Origin of the sequence: Pseudothermotoga sp. (assembly GCF_031962025.1) — a bacterium.
GTDB lineage: Bacteria > Thermotogota > Thermotogae > Thermotogales > DSM-5069 > Pseudothermotoga_B.
Window position 1 is genome coordinate 105,356 of sequence record NZ_JAVRKW010000003.1, and the last position, 16,642, is coordinate 121,997.

The 16,642-nt window shown below is 41.3% G+C and carries 17 protein-coding genes; 10 read left to right on the forward strand and 7 right to left on the reverse strand.

Annotated features, from left to right (window positions below; all coding sequences use genetic code 11):
• The first annotated feature begins 29 nt into the window (after positions 1 to 29).
• Genes AC4E92_RS03915 through AC4E92_RS03945 form a run of 7 tightly spaced genes read left to right on the forward strand, consistent with a single transcriptional unit; the run spans position 30 to position 5,186 of the window.
• Complete coding sequence (locus AC4E92_RS03915) at positions 30 to 1,040, forward strand: rod shape-determining protein (protein ID WP_490239286.1); 1,011 nt, start codon at positions 30 to 32, stop codon at positions 1,038 to 1,040.
• A 4-nt stretch (positions 1,041 to 1,044) separates the two neighbouring features.
• On the forward strand, positions 1,045 to 1,794 hold the full coding sequence (flgF, locus tag AC4E92_RS03920; protein WP_490239287.1) for a flagellar basal-body rod protein FlgF: 750 nt from the start codon (positions 1,045 to 1,047) through the stop codon (positions 1,792 to 1,794).
• Positions 1,795 to 1,810: 16 nt separating this feature from the next.
• The gene (gene flgG / locus AC4E92_RS03925; RefSeq protein WP_490239288.1) at positions 1,811 to 2,596 is read left to right on the forward strand and encodes a flagellar basal-body rod protein FlgG; all 786 of its coding nucleotides are present in this window, start codon (positions 1,811 to 1,813) and stop codon (positions 2,594 to 2,596) included.
• Between the two features lie 58 nt (positions 2,597 to 2,654).
• Positions 2,655 to 3,320 (forward strand): flagellar basal body P-ring formation chaperone FlgA, encoded by a 666-nt coding sequence (gene flgA, locus AC4E92_RS03930; protein WP_490239289.1) that lies wholly within the window; start codon positions 2,655 to 2,657, stop codon positions 3,318 to 3,320.
• 4 nt (positions 3,321 to 3,324) lie between these two features.
• The gene (locus AC4E92_RS03935; protein ID WP_490239290.1) at positions 3,325 to 3,918 is read left to right on the forward strand and encodes a flagellar basal body L-ring protein FlgH; all 594 of its coding nucleotides are present in this window, start codon (positions 3,325 to 3,327) and stop codon (positions 3,916 to 3,918) included.
• 9 nt (positions 3,919 to 3,927) lie between these two features.
• Positions 3,928 to 4,926 (forward strand): flagellar basal body P-ring protein FlgI, encoded by a 999-nt coding sequence (locus tag AC4E92_RS03940; RefSeq protein WP_490239291.1) that lies wholly within the window; start codon positions 3,928 to 3,930, stop codon positions 4,924 to 4,926.
• Positions 4,926 to 5,186 carry a rod-binding protein gene (locus tag AC4E92_RS03945; protein WP_490239292.1) on the forward strand — a complete coding sequence of 87 codons (261 nt, stop codon included), beginning with the start codon at positions 4,926 to 4,928 and terminating at the stop codon, positions 5,184 to 5,186. The genes AC4E92_RS03940 and AC4E92_RS03945 overlap by 1 nt, the downstream gene beginning before the upstream one ends.
• Here the strand turns inward: AC4E92_RS03945 and prfA are convergent.
• From prfA to AC4E92_RS03975, 6 genes are all read right to left on the reverse strand, one after another.
• The gene (gene prfA, locus AC4E92_RS03950; protein WP_490239293.1) at positions 5,180 to 6,241 is read right to left on the reverse strand and encodes a peptide chain release factor 1; all 1,062 of its coding nucleotides are present in this window, start codon (positions 6,239 to 6,241) and stop codon (positions 5,180 to 5,182) included. The genes AC4E92_RS03945 and prfA overlap by 7 nt on opposite strands.
• Positions 6,241 to 7,299 (reverse strand): type IV pilus twitching motility protein PilT, encoded by a 1,059-nt coding sequence (locus AC4E92_RS03955; RefSeq protein WP_490239294.1) that lies wholly within the window; start codon positions 7,297 to 7,299, stop codon positions 6,241 to 6,243. Before AC4E92_RS03955 ends, prfA begins: the two co-directional genes overlap by 1 nt.
• A 1-nt stretch (position 7,300) precedes the next feature.
• Positions 7,301 to 10,036: an isoleucine--tRNA ligase gene (ileS, locus tag AC4E92_RS03960; RefSeq protein ID WP_490239295.1), complete on the reverse strand. Its 2,736-nt coding sequence runs from the start codon at positions 10,034 to 10,036 to the stop codon at positions 7,301 to 7,303.
• Between the two features lie 12 nt (positions 10,037 to 10,048).
• Entirely contained in the window at positions 10,049 to 10,408 is a 360-nt protein-coding gene (locus AC4E92_RS03965) for a response regulator (protein WP_490239296.1), read from the reverse strand.
• A 134-nt stretch (positions 10,409 to 10,542) separates the two neighbouring features.
• Positions 10,543 to 13,182 (reverse strand): ATP-binding protein, encoded by a 2,640-nt coding sequence (locus AC4E92_RS03970; RefSeq protein ID WP_490239297.1) that lies wholly within the window; start codon positions 13,180 to 13,182, stop codon positions 10,543 to 10,545.
• Positions 13,179 to 13,631, reverse strand: a complete 453-nt coding sequence (locus AC4E92_RS03975) for a Mut7-C RNAse domain-containing protein (protein ID WP_490239298.1) — start codon at positions 13,629 to 13,631, stop codon at positions 13,179 to 13,181. Before AC4E92_RS03975 ends, AC4E92_RS03970 begins: the two co-directional genes overlap by 4 nt.
• 193 nt (positions 13,632 to 13,824) lie before the next feature.
• On the opposite strand from AC4E92_RS03975, the gene AC4E92_RS03980 reads away from it, so the two are divergent.
• The 3 genes from AC4E92_RS03980 to AC4E92_RS03990 all read left to right on the forward strand — a co-directional run bounded on the left by AC4E92_RS03980 (position 13,825) and on the right by AC4E92_RS03990 (position 16,415).
• The gene (locus tag AC4E92_RS03980; RefSeq protein WP_490239299.1) at positions 13,825 to 14,109 is read left to right on the forward strand and encodes a hypothetical protein; all 285 of its coding nucleotides are present in this window, start codon (positions 13,825 to 13,827) and stop codon (positions 14,107 to 14,109) included.
• A gap of 13 nt (positions 14,110 to 14,122) precedes the next feature.
• Positions 14,123 to 15,280, forward strand: coding sequence for an exo-beta-N-acetylmuramidase NamZ family protein (locus AC4E92_RS03985; RefSeq protein ID WP_490239300.1), 1,158 nt, complete (start codon positions 14,123 to 14,125; stop codon positions 15,278 to 15,280).
• Positions 15,281 to 15,344: 64 nt separating this feature from the next.
• Entirely contained in the window at positions 15,345 to 16,415 is a 1,071-nt protein-coding gene (locus tag AC4E92_RS03990) for a DUF362 domain-containing protein (RefSeq protein WP_490239301.1), read from the forward strand.
• Positions 16,416 to 16,420: 5 nt separating this feature from the next.
• Here AC4E92_RS03990 and AC4E92_RS03995 read toward each other — a convergent pair whose 3' ends face one another.
• Positions 16,421 to 16,639 carry a hypothetical protein gene (locus tag AC4E92_RS03995; RefSeq protein ID WP_490239302.1) on the reverse strand — a complete coding sequence of 73 codons (219 nt, stop codon included), beginning with the start codon at positions 16,637 to 16,639 and terminating at the stop codon, positions 16,421 to 16,423.
• Between the last annotated feature and the right edge of the window lie 3 nt (positions 16,640 to 16,642).

The window sequence follows — 16,642 nt, forward strand, 5'->3', positions numbered from 1 at the left end:
AGACAGGAGAGTTCAGGGAGGTTAAACAAATGCCAAAAGGTGACTTGGGTATAGATCTTGGTACGGCGAGTTTTATCGTTTATCAAAGAGGTAAGGGCATAGTAATCTTCGAACCTTCTGTTGTTGCAATTTCCGAGAAAACAGGAGAGATAGTTGCGATTGGTGAAGAGGCAAAAAAGATGCTTGGTAAAACGCCCGATTATTACAGAGCGGTCAAGCCGATGAAAGACGGAGTGATTGCGGATTACAAAACCATTGAAGCTGTGATTAAAGAATTCATAAACCGCACTGTGAAAAAGTCATTTCTGTTTAAACCGGAACTCGTCATAGGCATTCCAACAAAGGCTACAAGTGTAGAAAAAAGAGCGGTTTTTGAGGCTGCATTGAATGCCGGTGCAAGAAAGGTTCACGTGGTTTCTGAGCCACTTGCAGCGGCAATAGGGGCTGGCATAGAAGTGACAAAATCTCAGGGGAATATGGTTGTAGACATAGGTGGTGGTACAACAGACATCGCCGTGATAAGCCTTGGGGGAGTTGTGATTGGTGATTCAATAAAAATCGCAGGTGATGCGATGGACGAAGCTATTGTGAGAGCGGTTAGAAGAAAGTATGGACTTGTAATAGGTGAGCCGACAGCAGAACAGGTGAAGATAAAAATAGGAAAAGTCCATCCTTCTATGGAAACATATCAAATGGAAATAAAAGGTAGAGATGCGGTGACTGGTTTACCCAGAACAGATCAGATAAATTCCGATGATGTTCTGGAAACTCTAAAGCCGTTGGTTGAAACGATCATAGGCAGGATCAAGATGGTTCTTGAAAAAACTCCACCAGAACTTGCAGCAGATATCATCAATCAGGGCATAGTGCTTACAGGTGGCGGAGCTTTGACCAGAGGGCTGGACCTGTTGATGTCCGAAGAACTCGGAGTGAAAGTAATCGTTGCGGAAGATCCTATAACATGTGTGGCAAAAGGTACTGGAATTTTGCTGGATGATCAGGAACTTTTGAAGGTGGTGGCGACTTCTTATTCGAGGTGATAATGTGGTAAGGGGAATCTACACAGCGGCGATGGGAATGTTACTCGATGTGGCTAAGGTTGATACAACAGCCAACAACCTTGCAAACGTTGAAACCATAGGGTACAAAAAAGACAGATTAGCCTTCAGGGCTTATCAGGATCGTGAAATCTACGCTTTACCGAACAAAAGAAATCCCATCGGTAGTCTGACATACAGTGCGGTCCTTGACGATGTTTACCTTGATACTTCCCATGGTGTTTTTCAGCAAACCGATAATCCGCTCGATCTTGCAATATATTCAGATGGTTATTTTGCTTTGCAGGCAGAAGATGGTATTTACTATACCAGGGCTGGCAACTTCAAAGTCGATGCTGAAGGCTATATAGTGAATACAGATGGGTTGAGACTTTTAGATGAAAACAACCAGCCCATACAGTTTCTTGACGGTTACAGCATAGATCAGGATGGGTATGTGAAAGATAGATTCAACAACGTTGTTACAAGAATTGGTGTATATACTTTTGAGGATCAATCACAGCTCAGGAAAATAGGTTATACACTCTTTGAGCCCACTATTGAAAGTGGTCAAGCGGTTGCCGCAGAAGATTTTAGGATTTTACCAGGTTATGTTGAATTATCAAATGTAAATGCAATTTTGGAGATGACAAAACTGATCGAAGCCCAGAGACATTTTGAAATATCACAAAAGGTTGTTGTGGTTGAAGATGAAATGCTGGCGAAGCTGACAAGCCAAGTTGGTTCTACAAGATAGCAGGAGGTGCTCAAAGATGATGGTTTCTCTGTATTCAGCGGCAACTGGTATGTGGGCTCAACAGTATAAACTGGACACTGTTTCTAACAACCTTGCAAATGTCGACACGACAAGTTACAAGAAAGTCCGTGCCGAATTTCAGGATCTTGTCTATCAGTATTACAAGAATGCCGGTACACCCACCGCTGTTAATTCAACGATACCAACGGGAATCTATTTTGGTCATGGAACAAGATTGGCTGCCACAACGAAGATTTTTTCCCTGGGTAATATGGAGCACACGGGTAATGCACTCGATGTGGCAATTACAGGTGATGGTTTTTTCCAGATACAGCTTCAGGATGGTAGAATTGCTTACACAAGAGATGGTTCTTTCAAGATAGACAGCAATGGTACCGTTGTAACGGCAAACGGTCTTGCACTGGTACCAAATATCACCGTTCCCGCAGATGCAGTTGCAATAAACATTTCACCTGATGGAATTTTCTCTGTTGAAATGCAGGATGGTACGATACAGAATCTTGGTACTATAACGCTTGTTCGGTTTGTGAATCCTTCTGGTTTGAAGTCAATTGGTGATAATCTGTACCTACAAACAACTGCTTCAGGTGCGCCAATAGAAGGTACACCCAATCAGGACGGCTTCGGAGCTCTGCAACAGGGTTATCTGGAAAAATCAAATGTGGATGTTGTCAAAGAAATGGTTGATATGATCACTGCGCAAAGGGCATATGAACTGAACGCGCGAACGATTCAGACTGCTGATAGTATGCTCCAAACCGTTTCCACACTCAAGAGATAATTTGGTTCTTTTCGCGGATGCGCATCCGCCTTTCTCCAGTTGAGAAAGGATGGAAAAGGTGAAAAAGTTAATTCTGTTACTGCTATCATTCCAGGTCTTACTTTGTGGTAGTGATCTACTGCACCGCGTACAGGATGGTGTTTTACAGTACCTGCTTGCAAAATTCGGTGACGATGCAACGGTTACAAATCTTCAGTTTAAACAAGATATTCCTCCATCAGACGACTTTCAGATACTCTCCCACAGTCTTTACGATGGAAAAGTGAATTTATTGATCAAATTCCTTCAGAATGGTTCTTTTTCAGGATACATTCAAGCTGTTGCGACTGTTTCTGTTTTAAGGAATGTTCTGATATCTCGCAGAATTATTAAGAGCGGTGAAGTGATAAAGCCAGAAGATGTGTCACTCGTTCAGTTAGATGTCTTTGGAAAGAGCGGACAATTCACAGATAAGATCGAAGATGTGGTGGGAAAATTAAGCAAGAAAATGATCAAACAAGGTGAACCGATAGATCTTTTTTATCTTACCAGACCACCGGATGTCAAAGCAGGACAGGTTTTACCTGCGACGATTCAAATAGGTTCGGTGATGATTACGACTTTTGTGAGAGTTGTGCAGGATGGGAATTTTGGAGAGATTATCAAAGCCAGAAATATTTCGACGGGTTTTTTAATACAGGGAATACTCAAAGAAGATTACTCAATACATGTCATTGGGAGTTGAGATTGTGAAGAAAATTTTTGCTTTTTTGATTTTGATTCAGGCATTGATCATCTCTGGTACGTCACTGTGGAACAGTTCTACAAACAACCAGTTTAAAAACATACTGGGCGATCGAAAGGCAAGTAAAGTGGGAGATATTGTTACTATCATTGTGAAAGAGGCACCAAAGATCAATGCATCGAGCGAAAACACAGCCTTTGAGAATGCGTTGATGAATCTTTTTACAGGTGCTGTGAAAAACATTACGCAGTTTGACCTGTCACAGTTCATACCCATAAAGAACAACTCCACACAGCAAAGATCAGCACAAATGAGTTCCACAGTTGCCCTTACACTCTCGGCTGTGGTAGTTGACACAAGCAATGGGAATTTTATCATCGAAGGAAACAAGAAGCTCAAGGTAGGAGAACAGCTCAGCGAAATAATTATAAGAGGAACGGTGAGACCTGACGATATATCTTCGGATAATACCGTTGATTCTTCGAAAATTGCAAACTGTCAGATATGGGTGAACGGTCAGCTCGTTTTCAGGCAGAATCCAGATCAGGAGTCGTGGCTGGATTACATCCTATCGGCGATTGCAAAGTGGTTTCTGTGAGGTGAAATCATGAGAAAGGCACTGTTTATTTTCCTGTTGATCTTTCTGACAGTTCAGTTGTTTTCCACAACGCGCATAAAGGATATAGCTGTTTTCAGAGGTGCACGGGACAACCAGCTTTTTGGACTGGGAGTTGTCGTTGGTTTGAATGGTACGGGAGACTCTGGAAAGGTTAATTCGACTTTGCTGGCAAATATGGCAAAGGTTTTTAACATCAGCATAGATGCCGCCGATCTCAAGACAAGAAACAGCGCCCTTGTGATGGTCTTAGCCGATATACCTCCGTTTTACAAAGAAGGTATGAGGCTCGACGTGACAGTTGCGTCAATAGGAGATGCGAAATCTCTGCAGGGAGGGATATTGATTCAAACTCCACTGTATGGTGCCGATGGTCATGTATATGCGGTGGCACAGGGAAATGTCAGCGTTGGTGGAGCTGAAGTGAAGGTCTCTGCAAATCTGCAGAATAAGTACAAAATAGTTGGTTACATCCCAAACGGTGCAATAGTTGAAAAGGAAATTCCATCGGAATTTGTGGAATCAAATAACGTCACCATTTTACTCAGAACACCTGATTTCACAACGGCAGCCAGAGTTGCACAGGCGATAAATACAACCTTTGACAGAAAGATAGCAAAGGCGGTCGATGCATCTTCAATCAGAACACAGGTACCTTCTGCTTTTGAGGACGATATAGTTACTTTCCTTTCGTTGATTGAAGAGATAGAAATTTCTGTTGACCAGCCCGCAAGAGTTGTAATAAATGAGAAAACAGGGACAGTTGTCTTTGGAGGAAATGTGAGAGTTTTGGACTTCACGCTTTCATACGGTGTTTTCAATATAAGCGTCAAAAACGGAAAGGTTCTGTCTGACAAACAAACAGATGCAACGGTCTCGGAGCTGGTAACAGCTCTGAAAAGTCTTGGTGCAACACCTCAAGATATCATAGCCATTCTCCAGACGATGCACAGTGCGGGTGTCCTGCTCGCAGATCTGGTGGTGATGTGATGATTTCTCAAGTTTCGGGTGTTAAGCAGTCCGATAAACTCTGGAATGCGTGCTCTGAATTTGTAGGTTCTCTTTTCTACGATATCTTTAAAAAGATGTATGAATCCATACCCCAGTCTGATCTTATACCAAAAAGTTCCACTGAAAAGTGGTTTACCAATATGCTGTTGTATGAATATTCAAAACAGGCGGCAAAGGACGACTTGAAACCGCTTGTTGATATGGTCTATAAAAAACTTGCCACAAAGATTTATCAGTGAGCTGAAATGGTGTTTTTTTCTTTGAGCAATTTTACGAGTTCATCCTCAAGAAGCCTGGTTATCAGTTCGTCCAGATCGCCGTCCAGGATCTCTTTGAGTCTGTAAGTGGTGTAGTTTATTCTGTGATCTGTCACGCGATTTTGTGGAAAATTATAGGTTCTGATTTTTTCGCTTCTTTCGGCTGTGCCTATCTGACTTTTTCTCTGCTGTGAGAGTTGTGCAGAGATCTTTTCCTGTTCCATCTCATAGAGTTTTGCACGCAATATCGATAGTGCCCTTTCACGGTTTTGATGCTGCGACCTTTCACTTTGACAGGATACGATCATTCCAGTTGGAAGATGTGTTATTCTCACAGCCGACTCGGTTTTGTTCACATATTGCCCACCATGTCCCGATGCTTTGAAGGTATCGATTTTTATATCTTTTGGATCTATGTATATCTCAACATCAGAAACCTCTGGCAGTACTGCAACTGTGGCTGTTGAAGTGTGTATTCTCCCGGAAGACTCGGTCACAGGGATTCTCTGAACTCTGTGTACGCCGCTCTCCAGTCTCAAGAATTTGTATGCCGACTTACCTTTTATGAGAAAAACGACTTCTTTAAAACCACCAAGACCGGTGTCATGAAAATCGTAGAGTTCTATCTGCCAACCTTTTCTCTCTGCATATCTTGTGTACATGCGGTACAAATCTGCTGCAAACAGAGCTGCTTCCTCACCACCTGTACCCGCTCTGATCTCAACAATGACGTTGTTGTGTTCCTTGATCGGAAGAAGCCGTGATATCAAATCTGTCATCTTTTTTTCATATTCTTTTTCTGCTTTCTCAAGTTCGATCTGGGCAGAAGGATCTTCCTGCAGAATTTGCTGCCAGAAATCGATTTCTTCCTGAATTTTTTTCAGCTGCTGATATGTTTCAAGGATTTCTTTTAGGTTAGAGTATTCAACAGACAGCGATTTGATCTGCTCAGGGTCGAGATTGGAACTTGTCAGCTTGATTTCCAGCTCACCGACCTTGTCGCTGATCTTTTGGATCACAGATTCCACAACGTCCATCATCCCACTTTTCGCCTCATTTCCTCAGGATTTCTCGCATATTCATAGATCTGTGTCTTGTCGATATAGCCGCTGGTATATGCTTTGAACAGGGCATCATCGAACAGTACCATGCCCTGTTTTGCACTTGTTTGCATGATGGATTCTATCTGGTGCAGTTTGTTTTCTCTTATCAGGTTTTTGATGGCAGCTGTTCCAATGAGTATCTCCAGGATCGGTACCATACCTTTTTGGTCACAGCGTGGCAGTAATCTCTGGTAAATTATTGCAACAAGAGTATTGGCAAGTTGCAGGGCTATTTGTTTTTGCTGGTGTGCCGGAAAAACATCTATAATTCTTTCCGGTGCACTCGCGGCACTGTTGGTGTGTATAGTACTGAAAACCAGATGTCCTGTTTCAGCGGCAGTTAATGCCAGTGACATGGTTTCAAGATCTCTCATTTCACCAACGAGTATCACATCTGGATCCTGTCTCAATGCATATTTAAGACCGTCGTAGAAACTTTTGGTATCCTGCCCGAGTTCTCTCTGATGTATCACGGACTTTTTGTTCGTGAAAATGTATTCTATTGGATCTTCGATTGTGATGATGTGATATGGATTGTTTTCATTTATATAATCTATCATTGCGGCAAGAGTGGTTGATTTTCCACTTCCAGTGGGTCCTGCAACCAGTATTAAGCCTGAATCTTTCTGTGTGAAATCTTTGAGTATCTGTGGAAGACCGAGTTCATCAAAGGTTCTGATTTTTCGAGTTATGAGCCTTAATGCAAGAGCTGGTTTTTTTCTTTCGTAGTACAGATTGCCGCGCACTCTCACCTGATCTGAGACACTAAAAGCAAAATCGATTTCTTTCTTGTTTGGATCGACAACTAACCCTATGTGGTTGAACAGTATATCTATGGCACCCATCAGATCATTCTCTCTGATTGGTGGTAGATCTTTTTGTACAACCAGCAAGCCATTGATTCTGTATATGGGTGGCTCATCTGTGCAAAGATGAATATCAGAAGCTTTCTTGTTAAAAGCATCCATCACAAGCTGGGATAACTCTATCATTTTATCTTCCTTCCTGCTCTCTTAAAACCCTTGCACACCTTGGACAGGTATTTGGAAATTGTTGATCGCTCCCTGTCAACGGGTGATATTTCCAGCATCTGTCACATTTTTCGCCGTCCGCTTTCTGAACTATTATTTCATCGATATCAGATTTTTGGATTTCAACCTGTGAAACGATGAAAAATTCTTCCAGATATTCAGTGTATTTGTTCAATAAATCCAAAGTCTTCTGTGAATTTGATCTTATTATCAACTTTGCGTCCAGAGAGTGACCGATCAAACCGGACTGCCTGACTTCCTCGAGAGATTTCAAAGCCTGATCTCGAATTTGCATCAATTCGTCAAAGTCAGCCATTATTTGCCTGTCTATCCATTCTTCGTGGTATTCTGGCCAGTGTTCCACCTGAACAGATTCGTACTTGGTTTTCTGGGATTTGAAGTACTCATAAGCTTCTTCACAGGTGAATGCGAGTATGGGAGAAAGCATCACGAGTAAGGATTTGAGTATATGATAAAGAACAGTCTGGGCAGATCTGCGTTGCAGAGAGTTTTTCCCTTCGACGTACAGTCTGTCTTTTACGATGTCAAGATAAACTGCACTCAATTCAACAGAACAGTATTTCACAAGGATGTTGTACACCCTTGAAAACTCGTAACTTTCATACGCCTCTGTGACTGATTTGATGATTTGCTGTAACCTTCCCAGAGCCCATTTATCGATAGGCATGAGTTTTTCAAATGTTATTGCATCATCCTCTGAAAAGTCATAGAGGTTTCCAAGAAGATATCTGAATGTGTTTCTTACTTTTTTATAGACCTCAACCTGCTGCGATATTATGTTCTGTGAGATCCTTATGTCATTGAAGTAATCACTGCTTGCAAGCCAGAGTCTTAACACGTCTGCTCCGTATTTTGAACAAACTTCAAGTGGATCAACGACATTTCCCAAAGACTTGCTCATCTTTTTTCCTTCTTCATCTTTTATGAATCCGTGAGTCAGAACTATTTTATATGGTGCCATGTCGTGCTTTACAACTGATAATACTATCGATGAATTGAACCAGCCTCTGTGCTGATCACTACCCTCAAGGTACATATCCGCTGGAAAAGTTAGATCAGGTCTTGCTGTCAAGACCGCTTCAAATGAAGCACCTGAATCAATCCAAACATCGAGCGTATCGTACATCTTGCTGAAATTCTTAGATCCGCATTTTTTGCAGGTATACCCTTTGGGTAAAAGTTCATCTTCGGACATCTCAAACCACGCGTTTGTACCCTTTTCTTTGACTATTTGAGCAAAATGGCGAATAATCAATGGATCGAGTATTACTTGCTGACAGTCGTTGCATCTGAAAGCCGGTATCGGTGTACCCCATATTCGCTGCCTTGAAATGCACCAGTCTGGTCTTTCCTGAATCATCGCACTGATTCTATTTTTCCCCCAGGAAGGGATCCATGTGACATCATCTATATTTTTGAGAACTCTGTTTCTCAAATCTTTCTTTTCAATTGATACAAACCACTGCTCTGTGGCTCTGAAGATAACCGGTTTCTTACACCTCCAGCAGTGCGGGTAAGAATGTGATATCTTCTCTTCTTTCAAGAGCGCTCCCATTTGCTTTAAATCTTCGATGATCAGTCTGTTTGCTTTGTCTATGTGCATTCCAGCGTATTTTCCAGCCTGCTCGGTAAAAATGCCTTCTTCATTCACCGGAGAGATGATTTCAAGGTTATTTAAAAGGTAACCATATTCGTAATCTTCTTCACCATGACCGGGTGCAATATGGACACAACCCGAACCTGTTTCCATATCGACAAAATCCGCGGCTATGATGCGTGACTCTCTTTGATAAAGTGGATGAATTGCTATCTCACCTTCGAGCGATTTTCCACTGAATGTTTCTAATATTTCGTATTCATCAATTCCGATCTGGTGCATGGTGCTGGCGAGTAATTTTTCCGCGACAATCCATATTTCACCTTTTACACGAACCCTGACATATCTATGATCGGGATGCACTGCTATACCCGTGTTGCCGGGCAGAGTCCATGGTGTCGTTGTCCATATTATTATGTATTCGTCACGATTCTTCATTTTGAATTTGACATATATGGATGTGGACAGATGATCATGGTATTCTATCTCAGCCTGTGCGAGTGCGGTTCGGCAGTTGTGGCACCACAGTACGGGCTTCTTGGCTCTGTAAACATATCCATCTTCCACCAGTTTTTCAAAGACTTCGTAGATTTTATATTCATATTCTGGTTTGAGAGTGGCGTAGAAATTTTCCCAATCACCTACCACCCCAAGCCTTTGAAACTGCCTTTTCTGTATCTCTATTTGCTGTTTTGCAAAATCCTCACAGGCTTTTCTTATCTGCATCTGGCTCATGGATTTTATTTTTTCACCGAGTGCTGTGGTGACTTTGTGCTCTATCGGCAATCCGTGTGTATCCCAGCCTGGAACGTACGGAGATCTATAGCCTCTCAGGACCTTGTACCTCACAACGATATCTTTCAAAATCTTATTCATTGCGGTACCTATATGTATGTCACCATTGGCGTATGGTGGACCATCGTGAAGAACAAAGGTTGGGCAGTTGATTCTCTGGTTTTGTACATAATTGTAGATATCGATTTTTTTCCATTTTTCAAGAATACGTGGTTCTTTTTCGACCAGATTTGCACGCATTGCAAAATCGGTGCTTGGAAGATTCAGAGTCTGTCTGTATTCCAAAATGGCACCTCCTCACATTTGCAGTAACTTTTTTATTGTGTCCTTCAATTCCGTCAAATCGGCGGATTTAACGATGTAAGCATCGGCAGCCCATGAAGCAAGATCGTATTTGTAGTGAGAATATGCCGTCAAAAGGATTATTCTCAAGCCCGGGTATTTCTGTCTCAGAACACCCGCAAGTTCAATACCGTTCATACCCGGCATCTCAACATCGATTGTCGCAAGATCAAAGGCTGTGCGTTCGAATTTTTCAAGAGCCTCATTTGCATTCGCGGCAGTTTCAACCTCGTAACCTAAATCTTTCAATTCCTCACTTATGAGCAATCTCAGGTTCTGCTCATCATCTATGACCAGAATCCTAGCTTTTTTCATCTCAATCGAGCACAATCAAACCCATCTCTACAAGATGGGAAAAATGCGCTCTTCCCTCCTTTCAAATATTTTTGAAATTACATACACCATACGGTGTAAGCCTTTTTGTCCCTACCCCTGTGGTTAGTTGACCCTTAACCTTTGCTTTTAACAGGTAATTCAAAACTGAATTGAGTTCCATCGGGTTTTGGTTCAGCCCAGATTCTTCCTCCATGTTCGTCTTCTATTATTTTCTTGCATATCGGAAGACCAAGCCCGGTACCGTATGTTTTTGTCGTGTAAAATGGAATGAAAATGAATCTCAATGCATCTTCGCTTATGGGTTCACCACTGTTAAAGACCGATACGGTTACCTTTTCGTTATCGTGCTGCGTTCTGATAATAATCTTACCATTTTGTGGTGTCGCTTCTATGGCATTTTGGACAAGATTTATCAGAACGCGCTTTATTCTGTTTCTGTCAGCTTCTACTTGTGGTATGGGAGACGGTAAAAATTCTATCTTGATTCCCGTTTTGCTGGCTTTGTCCTGCATTAAGAAAATCACTTCTTCGATCAATTCGTTCAATTGAACATCTGCAAGATCGAGTTTTTTTATATTCCTGCTGAACTCAAGAATTTCTGAGACTATGTTCTGCAGGTTTTCAACCTCATTTGAAAGTATGGTCAGATATTTTTCTCGAGCTTCAGGATCTGAAATGTTTTTCTTCAACCTGTTTAGAAATCCTCCTATGACAGTAATTGGGTTACGCAGTTCATGCGCAACTCTGGCTGACATTTCACCAAGCACTGCCAGCTTTTCTTTGTCTTTTCTTTCCTGTTCGAGTTTGAACTGCTGTGTGACATCCTCGAGCGTTACTATCACACCGTTCATAGTTGAACCGTTTAAATCCCACAAAGGTGAGTATTTGGTGTCAAAAAACCTCTCACCCTGAGGTGTTTCTATTCTGTATCTGGATAGAGTTATCGTCTCTCCCTTCTCAAATACCTTCATTGCTACCTCAAAAATATTTTCGAACGACTCTCCAAAATCAAGGTATGAACTTCCCAGAACCCTTTCTTTTGGCAAACCCAGTAGTTGCTCCACTCTTCTATTGCATTCTATCACCTTTCCAGATCTGTCAAGCACGATAACGGCTGTTGTGAGATTCTGCAGGATACTGTCACTGAACTTACGTAGATAATCTATCATGTTCTTCTGCTGTTCGAGGCTTTCGGTTTTCTTTCTCAGTTCTTCGTAGTTCATGGCGTTTTCTATGGCAAGCCCCGCACTATCTGTTATGATTCTCAAAACTTCGATATCTATATCTGTGATCGCTGCTTTTGTGAACTTGTTATCCAGAACGAGCACACCGATCGTATCCCATCTTCCAACAAGTGGTACAACAACGAATTCTTCAACCTGCAGTAGATTTAAAAGATCTTTTATCGATTCTTCCATACTCTTTGCCAGGGCTGGGGTGATATGGATCAATCTTCTTCTCAAAACTACCCTTTCAAAAACTGGATGGTCTTTGTAAGTGAATACTCTGCCTTCGATTCTGGCTGTCAAACCTTTATTCGTATCCAGCATCAAAGCTTCCTCTCTTAAGAATTGCGAAAAATCACCATAGCTCATTGCCCTTCTTTCGGCTTCTTTCCAGATCTCGGTGATATCATCGCTGCTCTCAGGTCCCAGCCACATCTTTCCAATGAGTGTTTCTGTTTTTCTGTCTCTTATGAGCAACAGGGCTCTGTTGAAACCAAGACCTCTACCCGATGTCAGTCCAAGCAATAGTGTTTTGTAGACATTGTTTGGATCGTAACTTAACCTCATTGCATTGCTTATACTGTGAACAAGATCCATTTTCTTCAAATACAACTGCTGCTGATTTATGAGTTCTTGATAACTTTTTGTGTAGTTTCTCAGTCTTTCTACTTCTTTTTTCAATCCTTCTTGGTATTCAATTCTGGTATAGCCAAGAGAAATACGCCTTGAGATTTCATGGAAGATAGATAAGTCAAATTCATCAAAACTGTACTGTGTTCTGTATCCTTCTGGCGAGATTTTATTTATGACAAAAATCACTCCGATTATCCGATCCTGTATCTTCAATGGCATTGCCATATAGGATTTAACAGTTACACTGACAAAATCTATCTGGGCTTTCACATCGAGTACACCGCTGTCTGACCTTTCCACTTTGCTGAAAAACGGATGGTTGTGGATCCTTTCAAAAAGTAGCTGGTCTTTGGTTATTCCAAACGAGGAAGAAAAAACGTACTCTTCGCCGGTTTTTTCAAAAAATATCACGATATCGGCATTTAAAACCCCTGCAATTGCCTTGACCATCTCGGCTTTAAACTGTTCTTTGTCTGTAGAATTGTAAAAAACATTCGTCAGCTCACTCATTCTGTGGTATTTTTCAGCGGTATCCTGAAGTTCGATGAATCTGTTTGCCCAGTACAGTGAAAGGCTGAGTTCGTCGATGATTGTTTGTAGATCGAGGTTATGTGGTTCTTCCAGGATGAGTGCTCCAAGAAGCTGACTGTTGTAAATCAAATTCACAACGTGCGAATAATTTTGCAGGGATTTTGAGCTGATCTTCAAAGAACCTACCTTTTCCCTATCGCCACTTGTACCGACAACTCTGAATTGATCTTTGTGCTTTTCATAGAGCAGAACATCACAGCGTTTTGCGTTTGCCTTTGAGCAGATCAGCTGTGCTATGTCATTCATGGTGTTTGATTTATAACCTTTAAAGAAAAACTCAGTTACCATTTCGAAAATCTTCAAATTCTTAACCTCCTGAACTCTTCTGTGATGTGCTGAATATGTGATCCTGCCCAGTACACCCTGTTGCAGATCGGACAGATATAAAAATCGCTTTGCGTGTTTTGAACGTACAGCGGAACTCTGTCTCTGACTTCTTCTATGGATATCGATAAAAGTTGTGCGTTGCACAGACTGCATCTTGTCATTCTCTGAGCACTTTTCAGATCAAAGTGCGATGAAAGTTCAATAAGCTGGTCTCTCCATTTATCTGAATGAACCAAATAGCTGTTCAACCCATTTTTCAGTGCGCGAAGATGTAAGGTCCTGTCTTTTGTTATCAAAACTCTGTTACTCTGCTCGCACAACTGCAAGATCTTTTCTTCATCAATCTGTGAAAAATACATTGTGTCGAAACCGAGCAGTCTCAATTTCTTTGCAAGTTTACCGAGCATTCTATCAACCAGAAACATTTTCTCCATCTCCCAGTTTCTTAATGATAATTATACCCAAAATCTTTCCGTGTGAGACTTGCCTGTTATTATGTCGCTGAATCTCTCTATGGTTAGTTGTACAATCATTTTAATTGGCTCATTAATAGTGTTTTTTTGATCAATTGATTTTGAATCAGTTCATATTGTATAATCAACATTTGGGTTGATAATCGTGTACAGTTCGATCAACATTCCTTTTATAAAACCGGCTCTGTCGATAGTCGCGATCGTGACCTTTGTCAATGTGTGGAATGACTTTTTCTTCCCACTCATATTGATAAATGACAGATCAAAAGCCACCATAACGCTTGCTGTATCTATATTCTTTGGTGAGTACTCAACACAGTGGCAACTGTTGTTTTCTGGATTGACACTTTCTATCGCGCCGACTGTCATTCTGTTTCTCATATTTTCTCAATATTTCATAGCTGGAATGACTCAAGGCGCAATAAAATAACGAGGTGAATGGTATGAAAACAGGATTAGACGTGTTTTTAGAAGAGTACATTTCTCAATTCAAAGGGGCAAACATAGGGCTTGTCACAAATTCAACAGGTATCAATTGTGAACTGAGAAGGAATATAGATCTTTTTCTCTATAACGGCTTGAAGGTTGTGAAACTCTTTGGTCCCGAACATGGTGTTTTTGGAGCCGCACCGGATGGTGTGAAAGTTACAGATTTTATTGAACCAAGGTACAGAATACCGGTGTATTCGCTGTACTCTGAAAATCTCAGACCGACCGAGCAAATGCTTGAAGGCATCGATGTGATGATTTACGATATTCAGGATGTGGGTTTGAGATTTTACACGTACATTTACACAATGGCTTATTGTATGGAAGAATGTGCAAAACGTGGTATCAAGTTCATTGTGCTGGACAGACCAGACCCCATCTGCCCTGAGATAGTCGAAGGTCCGATAATCAAAAAAGGTTTTGAAAGCTTTGTTGGTGGGTATGGTCTTGCCCTGAGATATGGTTTAACTGCTGGTGAACTTGCAACTTATTTGAACAACGAATACAGAATGAAAGTCGATTTGACTGTTGTACCCATGAAAGACTACAAAAGATCTTTCTTTTACGACGACACAGATCTTTTATGGAATACTCCTTCACCGAATCTTCCTTCGCTGGAACACACGATTCTCTATTCTGGTTTTTGCTTGCTCGAAGGTGTGAATCTGTCGGTGGGAAGGGGTACTGTTCATCCGTTCAAATACATAGGTGCACCCTGGATAGATTCTGAGAAATTATATACACAGATGAGAAAATTCGATCATGAAGGTGTCGTATTCAGAGAGAGAGTTTTCGTGCCGGCGGCTTTCAAACTGCACAACCAAACGTGCAACGGTTTGGAATTTTTCGTAACAGATAAACGCAGAATCAAGCCATTAAACCTTGCGATTGATTTGATTGCCACGTTGAAACGTATACATCCTGAGGCTTTTCGCTGGGATAGTTATTTTCACGACAATACCGAAAGATATTACTTTGATCTGTTGATAGGTAGCGATTTTTACAGGAAAGCGATCGAAGATGGTGCAACTTCTAAGGATCTGGAATCTATCTGGCAGAGCGAGGCTGAAGACTTTCTAAAGCGTTCTGTGAATTTCTTTCTGTATAAATAGTGCGTGTTGCAAACCATTTGTTTGTGTGATATCATACCAGACAGAATAACCAGGAGGTGTAAATGTGTCTGTTGTTTATTTCACAGATCTATCGACAAATGGGAGTATAAACCTGCTCAAAAAGCTCGAGATTCTTTTGGATAAAGTTGGCTTGGATAAGATCATCAATCAGAACAATTTTGTTGCTGTTAAGCTCCATTTTGGCGAATATGGGAATCTCGCTTTTATAAGACCACAGTATATCAGAGTTGTCGTGGATCAGATAAAAAAACACGGTGGGAAACCGTTTTTGACAGACTCAAATACACTGTACAGAGGACATAGATCCAATGCTGTAGATCATCTTTTGAATGCATATCTCAATGGGTTCACCTATGAGGTTGTAGGAGCTCCCGTTGTTATCGCAGACGGTCTGAGAGGCTCAGATGAAGTGAAGATAAAGATAAACGGGACTTATGTCAAAGAAGCAAAAATCGGTTCGGCAATAGCGCTGGCAGATGTCCTTGTTGTTATGACCCATTTCAAAGGTCACGAACAAACGGGTTTTGGTGGCACGCTGAAAAATGTTGGAATGGGTAGTGCTTCAAGAGCTGGAAAGCTTGAACAGCATTCTGAATCAAAACCATACGTTGTAGTAGAAAATTGCATTGCCTGTAGAATGTGTGAAAGAAACTGTCCTGTCGGTGCCATCACGGTGAATAAATTCGCAGTTATTGATTATGCAAAATGCATAGGCTGCGGTCAGTGTATTGCAATGTGCAACTACGGTGCAATGTCACCAAAATGGGATAACTCCTCCGAGCTTTTGAGCAAAAAGATGGCAGAATACACCCTTGCAGTTTTGAAAGATAAAAAGGCTGTTTTCATATCTTTTCTGACCGATATCTCACCGGATTGCGATTGCTGGCATACAAACAGACCACCTGTAGCTCCAAATATCGGCATACTTGCCAGCGCAGATCCAGTTGCACTTGATCAGGCATGCATTGATCTTGTCAAAGAAGCTCAGGGAAAAGATCCATTTCTTGAAGTTCACCCGAAAGTCACATGGGAAACTCAACTCAGTTATGCACAGGAAATAGGACTTGGTTCAAGAAAATACGAATTGATCAAAATCGCTTGCAATTTAACCTGAAAAAGTCAGCTTTTTCTACTCACGGCTTTGACAATCCATATAATTGCCAGTATTATTAGAACTACTATTAGCACTGGTATAGCAACGACAATCAAGCCTATGAAAACCAGAGCAAGTATCGCGCCAGCCAGAATCAGACCGATAAAACCACTGAACAGTGGAAAAAGCTTGAAGAAAAGATAGATCAAAAATATCACACCGAGTATTGCCAGAAAATACAGCATCTA

What these genes read in the sequence shown, in the direction of transcription:
- AC4E92_RS03915 (WP_490239286.1), top strand. Translation starts at nt 30, where the DNA reads ATGCCAAAAGGTGACTTGGGTATAGATCTTGGTACGGCGAGTTTTATC.
- flgG (WP_490239288.1), top strand. Translation starts at nt 1,811, where the DNA reads ATGATGGTTTCTCTGTATTCAGCGGCAACTGGTATGTGGGCTCAACAG.
- AC4E92_RS03940 (WP_490239291.1), top strand. Translation starts at nt 3,928, where the DNA reads ATGAGAAAGGCACTGTTTATTTTCCTGTTGATCTTTCTGACAGTTCAG.
- AC4E92_RS03945 (WP_490239292.1), top strand. Translation starts at nt 4,926, where the DNA reads ATGATTTCTCAAGTTTCGGGTGTTAAGCAGTCCGATAAACTCTGGAAT.
- prfA (WP_490239293.1), bottom strand. Translation starts at nt 6,241, where the DNA reads ATGGACGTTGTGGAATCTGTGATCCAAAAGATCAGCGACAAGGTCGGT.
- AC4E92_RS03955 (WP_490239294.1), bottom strand. Translation starts at nt 7,299, where the DNA reads ATGATAGAGTTATCCCAGCTTGTGATGGATGCTTTTAACAAGAAAGCT.
- AC4E92_RS03965 (WP_490239296.1), bottom strand. Translation starts at nt 10,408, where the DNA reads ATGAAAAAAGCTAGGATTCTGGTCATAGATGATGAGCAGAACCTGAGA.
- AC4E92_RS03975 (WP_490239298.1), bottom strand. Translation starts at nt 13,631, where the DNA reads ATGTTTCTGGTTGATAGAATGCTCGGTAAACTTGCAAAGAAATTGAGA.
- AC4E92_RS03985 (WP_490239300.1), top strand. Translation starts at nt 14,123, where the DNA reads ATGAAAACAGGATTAGACGTGTTTTTAGAAGAGTACATTTCTCAATTC.
- AC4E92_RS03995 (WP_490239302.1), bottom strand. Translation starts at nt 16,639, where the DNA reads ATGCTGTATTTTCTGGCAATACTCGGTGTGATATTTTTGATCTATCTT.